Source organism: Streptomyces sp. Je 1-369 (assembly GCF_026810505.1).
Taxonomy (GTDB): Bacteria; Actinomycetota; Actinomycetes; order Streptomycetales; family Streptomycetaceae; genus Streptomyces.
Window position 1 is genome coordinate 3,185,545 of record NZ_CP101750.1, and the last position, 11,398, is coordinate 3,196,942.

Here is an 11,398-nt window from a genome sequence, read left to right on the forward strand (position 1 = left end):
TCCCGGGCCTGTCCGCATCGCCGGTGCAACAGTCCTGCGCTCGCCTACAACAGTCCTACGGCCGTGTCGACCGCCCCCGCCACGTCCCCGTCGGGCGGGTACAGCAGTGCCCTGCCCACGACGAGCCCCTGCACGGTGGGAAGTTGCAGGGCGCCGCGCCACTTCTCGTACGCCGCCTCCTGGTCGCCTCCGGTGTCGCCGCCCAGCAGGACGGCGGGGAGCGTCGAGGTCTCCATGACGCGGGCCATGTCGTCGGGGTTCTCGGTGACGGGGACCTTCAGCCAGGTGTACGCGGAGGTGCCGGCGAGCCCGGAGGCGATGGCGATGGAACGGGTGACGGCCGCGGCGCTCAGGTCGTTGCGGGGCGGGCCGCCCGACCCGTCGCGTGCGGTCAGGAACGGCTCGACGAAGACGGGCAGCCCGCGCTCGGCCATGCCGTCGACGACGCGGGCGGTGGAGTGCAGGGTCCGCAGCGAGCCCGGGTCCTCGTAGTCGACGCGCAGCAGCAGCTTGCCCGCGTCGAAGCGGAGCCGCTCGACGTCCTCGGGCCGGTACCCGGTGAACCGGTCGTCCAGCTCGAAGGCGGCGCCCGCGAGTCCGCCGCGGTTCATCGACCCCATGACGACCTTGCCGTCGAGGGCGCCGAGGAGCAGCAGGTCGTCGAGGACGTCGGCGCTGGCGAGCACGCCGTCGACGCCGGGCCGCGACAGCGCGAGGCAGAGCCGTTCGAGGAGGTCGGCCCGGTTGGCCATGGCGAACGGGTCCCGCCCCACGCCGAGGGAGCCCCGGGCGGGATGATCAGCGGCGACGATCATGAGCCGCCCGCTGTCCCCGAGCAACTCCCGCCGCACGCGCCGGGCGGCGGCTTCGGCGATGGCTTCGGGATGCCGGGCACGGGTCCGGCTGAGGGCGCCGACGTCCACTGGGTTCAGTCCCTTCGGCGACAGATTCAGCCCCTCCGGCGTTCGAGCAGCGAGGTCCGGGCCGGAGCCCCGAGGACGGTGCCCACCTCGGGCGTGCACGCTCACGTGACGGCCCCCGACTCCACCGCCGAGGCGACCTCGCCAGGAAACGGCATGGCGGACGAGCACTCCAGCCGCGAAGCCACGATCGCCCCCGCCGCGTTCGCGTACCGCATGATCCGTTCGAGGTCCCAGCCCGCGAGCAGCCCGTGGCAGAGCGCCCCGCCGAACGCGTCACCCGCGCCTAGCCCGTTGAGGACCTTGACCGGCAGGGGCGGGACCTGCGCCGCCTCCCCCGCCCGGTTCATGGCGAGCACTCCCTCGGGTCCCTGTTTCACGACGGCCAGCTCGACGCCCGCGTCGAGCAACGCCCCTGCCGCCGCCAGCGGTTCGCGTACCCCCGTCGCGATCTCCACCTCGTCGAGGTTGCCGACGGCGACGGTGGCGTGCGCGAGCGCCGCCTCGTAATGGGGCCGCGCCTCACCGGGGTCACCCCAGGCTGTGCTTTTCCAGAACATGGGTCGCCAGTCCAGGTCGAAGACGGTGGTCCCGTTCCGAGCCCGGTGCGCGAGCGCCGCCAGCGTCGCCGTGCGGCTGGGCTCCGCGCACAGCCCCGTGCCCGTCATCCAGAAGATCCGCGCCGCGGCGACCGCGTCGAGGTCGAGCTCGTCCTCGTGGATCTCCAGGTCGGGCGCCTTCGGCAGCCGGTAGAAGTACAGCGGGAAGTCGTCCGGTGGGAAGATCTCGCAGAACGTCACCGGTGTCGGCAGGCCCTCGACCGGGGTCACCCAGCGGTCGTCGACGCCGAAGTCCCGCAGCGCGCTGTGCAGGTACTCCCCGAAGGGGTCCGCGCCGGTACGGGTGATGACGGCGACGCGGCGGCCGAGACGGGCCGCGGCGACCGCGACGTTGCTGGCCGAGCCGCCGAGGAACTTCCCGAACGCGGTCACCTCGGCGAGGGGCACCCCGCTCTGCAACGGGTACAGGTCCACCCCGATCCGCCCCATCGTGACGACGTCGTACGGATCACTCACCCTGTGCGTCCCTTCGCCGGACCCGACGATCGTGTGCCCCCAGGTCTAATCCCGCCCCCGGAACCCTGTCAACATTTTGTCCTTACATTCGGACCACTGCTTGACACTCTTCCGAGGCGGCCTGGACGCTGGCTGGCATGACGACGCTGTCTCGTATTCGGATCGGTTCGGCGCCCGACTCGTGGGGCGTGTGGTTTCCCGAGGACCCGCGGCAGGTCCCGTGGCGCCGCTTCCTCGACGAGGTCGCGGAGTCCGGGTACGAGTGGATCGAGCTCGGACCGTACGGCTACCTGCCCACCGACCCCGCCGAACTGACCGCCGAGACGGCCCGTCGCGGCCTCAAGGTGTCCGCGGGCACGGTCTTCACGGGGCTGCACCACGGGCCCGCCGTCTGGGAGAAGACGTGGGAGCACGTGGCGGACAACGCGGCGCTCGCGCAGGCCATGGGCGCCGGGCACCTCGTCGTCATCCCGTCCTTCTGGCGGGACGACAAGACCGGCGACGTCCTGGAGGACCGCGTCCTCACGCCCGCACAATGGCGCGAACTGACCACCCAGACCGAGCGCCTGGCCCACGAGGTCCGCGAGCGCTACGGCCTGCGCGTCGTGGTCCACCCGCACGCGGACACGCACATCGACAGCGAGGAGAACGTCACCCGTTTCCTCGACGCCACCGACCCGGACCTCGTCTCGCTCTGCCTGGACACCGGGCACTACGCGTACTGCGGCGGCGACAGCGTCAAGCTCATCGAGACGTACGGCGAACGCATCGGCTATCTGCACCTCAAGCAGGTCGACCCGGCGGTCCTCGCCGAGGTGCGGGCCGACGAGGTGCCGTTCGGGCCCGCGGTGGCGCGCGGTGTGATGTGCGAGCCGCCCGGCGGGGTGCCGGCCCTGGAGCCCGTTCTGACCGCGGCGCAGAAGCTGGGGGTCGAGCTCTTCGCCATCGTGGAGCAGGACATGTACCCGTGCGACCCCGGCAAGCCGCTGCCGATCGCCCGCCGCACCCGCTCGTTCCTGAGGTCGTGCGGCGCGTAGGACCCCCTGCGTGGGGCCCTGCGTGGACTCACCGCATGGACTCACCGCATGGACTCACCGCATGGACTCACCGCATGGACTCACCGCATGCGTCGCTTCTGTCACAAACAATCCTGTCCTGTCACACATGTCTCACGTTCGCGGGTCTTGCGTCACAGGAGTACGACAGTCGCCCCTCAGTGGTCACTCTGCGTCGTTCACCGGGCACAGGCTGAGTGATCGCCACGCGCCGCACCCAGCTCCCCCGTCGGCCTCTCCGGCCGCCCTGGGTGCACGCAGGGAGGTACCACTGATGACCGACCGCAGGCTTTGGTCGTACAAGGAGATCGCCGCGCACATCCGTGTGCAGCCCGACACGGTCCGCTCGTACCGCAAGCACGGGCTGCTGCCCGACCCCGACCACGTGGAGGGCGGCAAGCCCTACTGGTACGCGGACACCGTGCGCGCCTGGGTGGCGGCGCGGCCCGGCAACCGGGGACGCAGAGGCTGACGCCGCGACCGCGCCGCGCGGCCCCACCACGTTGAAGTCATACCCCCTAGGGGTATAGTCTCAAGTGCGTCAGGAGGTCGCCGGGGTTCCCGGGCCCCCTCAAGCACGCTACGCCGCATACGTACACACCCCCGAGGAGAACGACATGAGCGCCCAGACCGAGCTCCCGCAGGCCGCATCCGAGACGACCGTGTACGAAGTGACGGGCATGACCTGCGGGCACTGCGAGGGTGCGGTGTCCGAGGAGATCTCGGAGATCGCGGGCGTCACCTCCGTCAAGGCCGTCGCCGCCACGGGCCTGGTCACCGTGGTCTCCGAGGCCCCGCTGGACGAGGCCGCGGTCCGCGCCGCCGTCGACGAGGCGGGCTACGAGCTCGTCGGCGTCAAGGCCTGACCCTCCCGGGCCGCGCCGCACGAACGGCGGCCGGCCGGGTACCCGGGCCCTGTGGTGTCGACACCGACACCGCAGGGCCCGCAGCCGTCCCACGACCCCGGAAGCAGTACGGAAGAGCCATGACCGAAGTCGAACTCGCCGTCGGCGGGATGACCTGTGCCTCCTGCTCCTCGCGCATCGAGAAGAAGCTGAACCGCATGGAGGGCGTGACCGCCACGGTCAACCTCGCCACGGAGAAGGCGAAGGTCTCGTTCGGCGAGACCGAGGACGGCACGGCGGTCGAGGTCGCCCAACTGATCGCGCTGGTCGAGAAGCTGGGCTACACGGCCGAGGAGATCGTGCCGCCCCCGCCGGAGCCCCTCGACGGCCCTCCCGGCGGCGGCCCGGCCCCCACCACCGCCGACATCACCGAGCCGGACACCCTGCGGCAGCGCCTGATCGTCTCGGCGGTCCTCTCGCTGCCCGTCGTGCTGCTCGCGATGGTCCCCGCGCTGCAGTTCGACTTCTGGCAGTGGCTCTCGCTGACGCTGGCCGCGCCGGTGGTCGTGTGGGGCGGTCTGCCGTTCCACCGTGCCGCGTTCACCAACCTGCGGCACGGCGCCGCGACCATGGACACGCTCGTCTCCGTCGGCACGCTCGCCGCGTTCGGCTGGTCACTGTGGGCGCTGTTCGTCGGGGACGCGGGCATGCCGGGGATGCGGCACGGCTTCGACTTCACGGCCTCGCCGGGCGACGGCGCCTCGACCATCTACCTCGAAGTCGCCGCGGGCGTCGTCACGTTCATCCTGCTCGGCCGCTGGCTGGAGGCCCGCTCCAAGCGGAAGGCGGGCTCGGCGCTGCGCGCGCTGCTCGAACTGGGGGCCAAGGACGTGGCGGTCCTGCGGGACGGCACCGAGCAGCGCGTGCCGGTGGGCCGACTGGTGGTGGGGGACCGGTTCGTCGTACGTCCCGGGGAGACCGTCGCGACCGACGGCACCGTCGAGGAGGGCGCATCCGCCGTCGACGCCTCGATGCTGACCGGCGAGTCCGTGCCGGTCGACGTGGGCGCCGGAGCCGCCGTGACCGGGGGCACCGTGAACGTCTCCGGGCGCCTCGTCGTGCGGGCGACCCGGGTCGGCTCGGACACCCGACTCGCCCGGATGGCGCGGCTCGTCGAGGACGCGCAGACCGGCAAGGCGCAGGTGCAGCGTCTCGCCGACCGGATCGCCGGCGTCTTCGTGCCGGTGGTGCTGCTCATCGCGGTCGGTACGCTCGGCGGCTGGCTGGGCGCCACGGGCGACGCGACCGCCGCGTTCACCGCAGCCGTCGCCGTCCTGATCATCGCCTGCCCCTGCGCGCTCGGCCTCGCCACGCCGACCGCCCTGATGGTCGGCACCGGCCGGGGCGCCCAACTCGGCATCCTCATCAAGGGCCCGGAGGTCCTGGAGTCCACGCGTCGCGTCGACACCGTCGTCCTGGACAAGACGGGGACGGTGACGACGGGCCGCATGGAGCTGACGGACGTCCACGTCGCCGGGGACACCCAGGAGCTGCTCCTGCTCCGCCTCGCGGGCGCCCTGGAACACGCCTCCGAGCACCCGGTGGCCCGCGCCGTCACGGCGGGCGCCGCCGCGCGCCTCGGCATCGACGCCGGGGAGCTTCCCACGCCGGAGCGGTTCGAGAACGTCGCCGGGGCGGGAGTGCGCGGCACGGTGGACGGGCACGAGGTGCTGGCGGGCCGCGAGCGGCTCCTCGCGGAGGCCGGGGTGACGGATCTGGAGACCGTGGCCAAGCTGCGGGACGACGCGGAGGCCGCCGGGCGCACGGCTGTCCTGGTCGCCTGGGACGGCGCCGCACGCGGCGTCCTGGCTGTCGCGGACGCCCTGAAGGAGACCAGCGCGGACGCGGTGCGGGAGCTGCGGGCGCTCGGTATGACGCCGGTGCTGCTCACGGGCGACAACGAGGCCGTCGCGCGGACGGTCGCCGACGCGGTGGGCATCGCGCCGGACGCGGTGTTCGCGGAGGTCCTGCCGCAGGACAAGGTCGACGTCGTACGGCGGTTGCAGGGCGAGGGCAAGGTCGTGGCGATGGTCGGGGACGGCGTGAACGACGCGGCCGCGCTCGCCACCGCCGATCTGGGGCTCGCGATGGGCACCGGCACGGACGCGGCGATCGAGGCGAGCGACCTGACATTGGTGCGCGGGGACTTGCGGGTCGCGGCCGACGCCATCAGGCTCTCCCGGAAGACCCTCGCCACCATCAAGGGCAATCTCTTCTGGGCCTTCGGCTACAACGTCGCCGCACTGCCGCTCGCCGCCGCCGGTCTCCTCAATCCGATGATCGCGGGGGCCGCGATGGCCTTCTCCTCGGTCTTCGTGGTCACCAACAGTCTTCGTCTGAGTACGTTCAGATAACGATCGCGGGCGCTCACATACCGTCTTCACAAGGTCGTTTCAGCACCCACACCCCTTTCCCGAGATCCACATATCGGGGATCTTGCGCATGTACTGGACATATGCAAGAGACGCAGATCACAGTGTTTGCAACGTAACCATTGAGGGGGGTCGCGAGTCTAATGGGGCGATGCAGGAAGATGTCTTGGGGGACGTCTTCCGACATCGAGGGACATCTTGGGGGATGTTCCTGGATATTGCGTTGCCGGGGCACGTGCACCGGGGAGCTTTGAGCGGCCCTCCCGTACGTACGCGTCCCGGCAGACCGCAGGGCCGCCACAGACGCCCGGCCGGATCCCGTGGGGGGAATCCGCACCGGGAAAAAGGGAAGCGCCCCGACCGTCGACCCGTGGGGGGATCGGCGGCGGGGCGCTTTCCGCTCTGCGGAGCGTTGCCGAGGTGCGACCGGGAAGGTCAGCGGCCCTCGACGGGGACGAAGTCGCGGAGGACCTCACCCGTGTAGATCTGGCGCGGGCGGCCGATGCGCGAACCCGGCTCCTTGATCATCTCGTGCCACTGGGCGATCCAGCCCGGCAGGCGGCCGAGGGCGAACAGGACCGTGAACATCTCGGTCGGGAAGCCCATCGCGCGGTAGATGAGGCCCGTGTAGAAGTCGACGTTCGGGTAGAGCTTGCGCTCGACGAAGTAGTCGTCGGCCAGCGCGTGCTCCTCCAGCTTCAGGGCGATGTCCAGCAGCTCGTCGGACTTGCCGAGCGCCGAGAGGACGTCGTGCGCCGCCGCCTTGATGATCTTCGCCCGGGGGTCGAAGTTCTTGTAGACGCGGTGCCCGAAGCCCATGAGCTTCACGCCGTCTTCCTTGTTCTTCACCTTGCGGATGAAGGTGTCGACGTCGCCGCCGGACGCCTGGATGCCTTCGAGCATCTCCAGGACCGACTGGTTGGCGCCGCCGTGCAGCGGGCCCCACAGGGCCGAGATGCCGGCGGAGATCGAGGCGAACATGTTCGCCTGCGAGGAGCCGACCAGACGCACGGTGGACGTCGAACAGTTCTGCTCGTGGTCCGCGTGCAGGATCAGGAGCTTGTCGAGCGCGTTGACCACGACCGGGTCCAGCTCGTACTCGGCGGCGGGCACCGAGAACGTCATGCGCAGGAAGTTCTCGACGTAGCCGAGGTCGTTGCGCGGGTAGACGACCGGGTGGCCCTGCGACTTCTTGTACGCGTACGCCGCGATCGTCGGAAGCTTGGCGAGAAGGCGGATCGTCGAAAGGTGACGCTGCTTCTCGTCGAACGGGTTGTGGCTGTCCTGGTAGAACGTCGACAGCGCGCTGACCACGGACGACAGCATCGCCATCGGGTGGGCGTCACGCGGGAAGCCGTCGTAGAACCGCTTGACGTCCTCGTGCAGCAGGGTGTGCTGCGTGATCTCGTTCTTGAAGGTGGCCAGCTCGTCGACCTTCGGCAGCTCGCCGTTGATCAGGAGGTACGCCACCTCGGTGAAGGTGGAGCGCTCGGCCAGCTGCTCGATCGGGTAGCCGCGGTACCGGAGGATGCCCTGTTCACCGTCGAGATAGGTGATGGCGGATTTATAGGCGGCGGTGTTGCCGTAGCCGCTGTCCAGGGTCACCAGACCGGTCTGGGCGCGGAGCTTCCCGATGTCGAAGCCCTTGTCGCCGACGGTCGACTCGATCACCGGGTAGGTGTACTCGTCATCGCCGTACCGCAGTACTACACCGTTGTTAGCGTTCTCGCTCACGTCATCCCTCACCGACGTTGTGCCTCTTCTTCGAGGTGCCCTGACTGTCTCTACCATCCCCCATTTGGCCCTGGAGAGTGCACTCGGGGTCGACCATTGGGCCTATTGGCGGCACTCAGTGCCGCCAACCTGCTCATCCTGCCCCCTTCGCCCCGGTTCCGGAAGTCCTGTGTGAGGTTTCCTACTCGTTTGATCGATCAAAATATCCAGGGCCTGCTCCGCGGCGCCCGGGAAGCCCGGAAAGCCGGAAGTCCAGGGCCGTGCAGCGCCTGCCCGCGGAGACCGTGCGCACTGCCTGCCCCAGAGCCTTGCGCGAACCGACCAGGACGACCAGCCTCTTGGCGCGTGTCACGGCGGTGTAGAGCAGATTGCGCTGCAGCATCATCCAGGCGCCGGTGGTGACCGGGATCACCACCGCCGGATATTCACTGCCCTGGGAGCGGTGGATCGTCACCGCGTAGGCATGTGCCAGCTCGTCCAGTTCGTCGAAGTCGTACGGCACTTCCTCGTCCTCGTCCGTGCGGACGGTGAGCCGCTGCTCGTCGGTGTCGAGCGCGGTGACGACGCCAACCGTGCCGTTGAAGACGCCGTTCTGTCCTTTCTCATAGTTGTTACGGATTTGGGTGACCTTGTCGCCCACGCGGAACACCCGGCCGCCGAACCGCTTCTCGGGCAGGTCGGGTCTGGCGGGCGTGATGGCCTGCTGGAGGAGGCCGTTGAGGTTCCCCGCGCCGGCGGGGCCGCGGTGCATGGGCGCGAGGACCTGCACGTCGCGCCGCGGGTCGAGACCGAACTTCTTGGGGATGCGGTGCGCGGCGACGTCCACCGTCACGCGGCCCGCGTCCTCGGTCTCCTCCTCGACGAAGAGGAAGAAGTCCTTCATGCCCTGGGTGATGGGCGGGACACCGGAGTTGATGCGGTGGGCGTTGGTGACGACGCCCGACTCCTGGGCCTGCCGGAAGATGCGGGTGAGGCGGACGGCGGGGATCGGGCTCTCGTCGCTGAGCATGTCCCGCAGCACTTCTCCGGCACCGACGCTGGGCAGCTGGTCGACGTCGCCGACGAAGAGCAGGTGGGCGCCGGGCGGGACGGCCTTCACCAGCTTGTTGGCGAGCAGCAGGTCGAGCATCGACGCCTCGTCGACGACGACCAGATCGGCGTCGAGCGGCCGCTCCTTGTCGTACGCCGCGTCTCCCCCGGGTCTCAGTTCGAGCAGCCGGTGCACGGTGGAGGCCTCGGCTCCGGTGAGCTCGGCGAGGCGCTTGGCGGCGCGACCGGTCGGGGCGGCGAGGACGACCTTCGCCTTCTTCGCGCGAGCCAGCTCGACGACGGAGCGGACCGTGAAGGACTTGCCGCAGCCGGGTCCGCCGGTGAGGACGGCGACCTTCTGCGTCAGGGCGAGCCTGACCGCCTCCTTCTGTTCGGGCGCGAGCTCGGCGCCGGTGCGGGCCGCGAGCCAGGCGAGCGCCTTGTCCCAGGCGACGTCCTGGAAGGCGGGCATGCGGTCGTCGCCGGTCTTCAGGAGCCGCGACAGCTGCCCGGCGAGGGACAGTTCGGCACGGTGGAAGGGGACGAGGTAGACGGCGGTGATGTCGTCGCCCCCGTCCGGATCGGGCAGCGCCTCGCGGACGACGCCCTCCTCCTCCCCCGCGAGTTCGGCGAGGCAGTCGATGACCAGGCCCGTGTCGACCTGGAGCAGCTTCACCGCGTCCGCGATGAGGCGCTCCTCCGGGAGATAGCAGTTTCCCTGGTCGGTGGATTGCGAAAGGGCGTACTGGAGACCGGCTTTGACGCGCTCGGGACTGTCGTGCGGGATGCCGACGGACTGCGCGATGCGGTCGGCGGTGAGGAAGCCGATGCCCCAGACGTCGGCGGCGAGGCGATAGGGCTCGTTCTTCACCACGGAGATCGACGCGTCCGCGTACTTCTTGTAAATACGCACGGCGATGGAGGTGGAGACGCCGACCCCCTGGAGGAAGACCATGACTTCCTTGATGGCCTTCTGCTCCTCCCAGGCGGCGGCGATCATCTTCGTCCGCTTGGGTCCGAGCCCGGGCACTTCGACGAGGCGCTTGGGCGCGGTCTCGATGATGTCGAGGGTGTCGACGCCGAAGTGGGTGGTGATGCGGTCGGCCATGACGGGGCCGATGCCCTTGATGAGGCCGGAGCCGAGATAGCGGCGGATGCCCTGGATGGTGGCGGGCAGCACCGTCGTGTAGTTCTCGACCGTGAACTGTTTTCCGTACTGCGGGTGGGAGCCCCAGCGGCCGTGCATGCGCAGCGATTCGCCCGCCTGCGCGCCGAGCAGCGCGCCGACGACGGTGAGCAGGTCACCGGAGCCGCGGCCCGTGTCTACGCGCGCGACCGTGTAACCCGTCTCTTCGTTGGCGTACGTGATGCGTTCGAGGACCCCCTCGAGCACCGCCATCGCCGCAGCTGGACTCGACATGATCCGACGCTACCGCCCCGCACCGACAGCGCGGTGAGCCTGTGGACAACTTGCGCGCCGCGGACGGCGGCGGCCTGTGGACAAATGCGCGCCGCGGACGGCGGCGGCCGGAGAACTTCGAAGGGGCCTGGCCTCCCAGCCAGACCCCCTCGGGTTTTCCCTCCCCTGTCAGAACTCGCGATCCCCCCGGATCCCCCGGATCCCCCCAGATCCTGGTTCCCCCCTCATAAGCCCTGACGCCATATACGACACGCGTCGTGCCCGGAGGGTTGCACCGTGTTGCCAATTTTTTTTGCCCGGCTCCAGGTGCTGACAAAGCGGGGCAGACGTAGCGTTTGTCGCATGAGCGATGATTCCCAGGCCTCCGAGTCCCGGTCCTTCGAGCAGGACGTCCTCGACGAGCTCGGCGACGACCGGCTCCAGGAGATCGCGGGTGTGCTCGGCACGGACGCGTCCGGCGCGCAGGACGTCGTGGGCACGACCGTGTCCGCGCTCTCCGGCGACATCCAGGGCCGCGCCGCCGACCCCGCGGAGGCCGACGAGGTACGGCAGGCCTTCAGCGAGGTCGGGCCCGCCGATCCGACCCTGCAAGGGGTGGCCACCCTCGGCGGCCTCGGCGGCCTCGCCGGGGGCGGGATGATGGCCGGCATGCTCGCCAAGATGAGCAGGCCGGTGGCGAACGCGGTCTCCAAGAAGACCGGCATCCCCGCGCCGCAGGTCACCCGCGTGATCGAGATGCTGATCCCCGTCGTGCTCGCGGTGGTCTCCAAGAGGGCGGCGCGGACCAAGGGACCCGGTGGTGCACCGAACGGGTCGGCGGCCTCCTCCGGCGGCGGGCTCGGCGACCTCCTCGGCCAGATCCTGGGCGGCAGGAAGTAGACAGGCGG

The 11,398-nt window shown here is 70.2% G+C and carries 9 protein-coding genes; 5 read left to right on the forward strand and 4 right to left on the reverse strand.

The annotated features are described in order from the left end of the window. Positions 1–44 precede the first annotated feature (44 nt). Both NOO62_RS14460 and iolC read right to left on the reverse strand, forming a co-directional pair. Positions 45–923 (reverse strand): deoxyribose-phosphate aldolase, encoded by an 879-nt coding sequence (locus NOO62_RS14460; RefSeq protein WP_414930822.1) that lies wholly within the window; start codon positions 921–923, stop codon positions 45–47. 101 nt (positions 924–1,024) lie between these two features. Further along, positions 1,025–1,996, reverse strand: coding sequence for a 5-dehydro-2-deoxygluconokinase (iolC, locus tag NOO62_RS14465; protein ID WP_268771306.1), 972 nt, complete (start codon positions 1,994–1,996; stop codon positions 1,025–1,027). A 137-nt stretch (positions 1,997–2,133) separates the two neighbouring features. Here iolC and NOO62_RS14470 point away from each other — a divergent pair, with 137 nt between their 5' ends. From NOO62_RS14470 to NOO62_RS14485, 4 genes are all read left to right on the forward strand, one after another. Further along, positions 2,134–3,033, forward strand: coding sequence for a sugar phosphate isomerase/epimerase family protein (locus NOO62_RS14470; protein WP_268771307.1), 900 nt, complete (start codon positions 2,134–2,136; stop codon positions 3,031–3,033). A 292-nt stretch (positions 3,034–3,325) separates the two neighbouring features. Continuing rightward, positions 3,326–3,523, forward strand: coding sequence for a MerR family transcriptional regulator (locus tag NOO62_RS14475; protein ID WP_150168108.1), 198 nt, complete (start codon positions 3,326–3,328; stop codon positions 3,521–3,523). Between the two features lie 145 nt (positions 3,524–3,668). Then, positions 3,669–3,917: a heavy-metal-associated domain-containing protein gene (locus tag NOO62_RS14480; RefSeq protein ID WP_268771308.1), complete on the forward strand. Its 249-nt coding sequence runs from the start codon at positions 3,669–3,671 to the stop codon at positions 3,915–3,917. Positions 3,918–4,036: 119 nt separating this feature from the next. Further along, complete coding sequence (locus NOO62_RS14485) at positions 4,037–6,310, forward strand: heavy metal translocating P-type ATPase (protein WP_268771309.1); 2,274 nt, start codon at positions 4,037–4,039, stop codon at positions 6,308–6,310. Between the two features lie 453 nt (positions 6,311–6,763). Here NOO62_RS14485 and NOO62_RS14490 read toward each other — a convergent pair whose 3' ends face one another. Both NOO62_RS14490 and NOO62_RS14495 read right to left on the reverse strand, forming a co-directional pair. After that, positions 6,764–8,062, reverse strand: a complete 1,299-nt coding sequence (locus NOO62_RS14490) for a citrate synthase (protein WP_190415400.1) — start codon at positions 8,060–8,062, stop codon at positions 6,764–6,766. Between the two features lie 181 nt (positions 8,063–8,243). After that, positions 8,244–10,490, reverse strand: a complete 2,247-nt coding sequence (locus NOO62_RS14495) for an ATP-dependent RecD-like DNA helicase (protein ID WP_268775619.1) — start codon at positions 10,488–10,490, stop codon at positions 8,244–8,246. A gap of 363 nt (positions 10,491–10,853) precedes the next feature. Here NOO62_RS14495 and NOO62_RS14500 point away from each other — a divergent pair, with 363 nt between their 5' ends. Then, positions 10,854–11,390 carry a DUF937 domain-containing protein gene (locus NOO62_RS14500; RefSeq protein ID WP_268771310.1) on the forward strand — a complete coding sequence of 179 codons (537 nt, stop codon included), beginning with the start codon at positions 10,854–10,856 and terminating at the stop codon, positions 11,388–11,390. The last annotated feature ends 8 nt before the right edge of the window (positions 11,391–11,398 follow it).

Coding starts and splice junctions, on each gene's coding strand:
- NOO62_RS14470 (WP_268771307.1), top strand. CDS start 2,134: ATGACGACGCTGTCTCGTATTCGGATCGGTTCGGCGCCCGACTCGTGG.
- NOO62_RS14475 (WP_150168108.1), top strand. CDS start 3,326: ATGACCGACCGCAGGCTTTGGTCGTACAAGGAGATCGCCGCGCACATC.
- NOO62_RS14480 (WP_268771308.1), top strand. CDS start 3,669: ATGAGCGCCCAGACCGAGCTCCCGCAGGCCGCATCCGAGACGACCGTG.
- NOO62_RS14485 (WP_268771309.1), top strand. CDS start 4,037: ATGACCGAAGTCGAACTCGCCGTCGGCGGGATGACCTGTGCCTCCTGC.
- NOO62_RS14495 (WP_268775619.1), bottom strand. CDS start 10,490: ATGGCGGTGCTCGAGGGGGTCCTCGAACGCATCACGTACGCCAACGAA.
- NOO62_RS14500 (WP_268771310.1), top strand. CDS start 10,854: ATGAGCGATGATTCCCAGGCCTCCGAGTCCCGGTCCTTCGAGCAGGAC.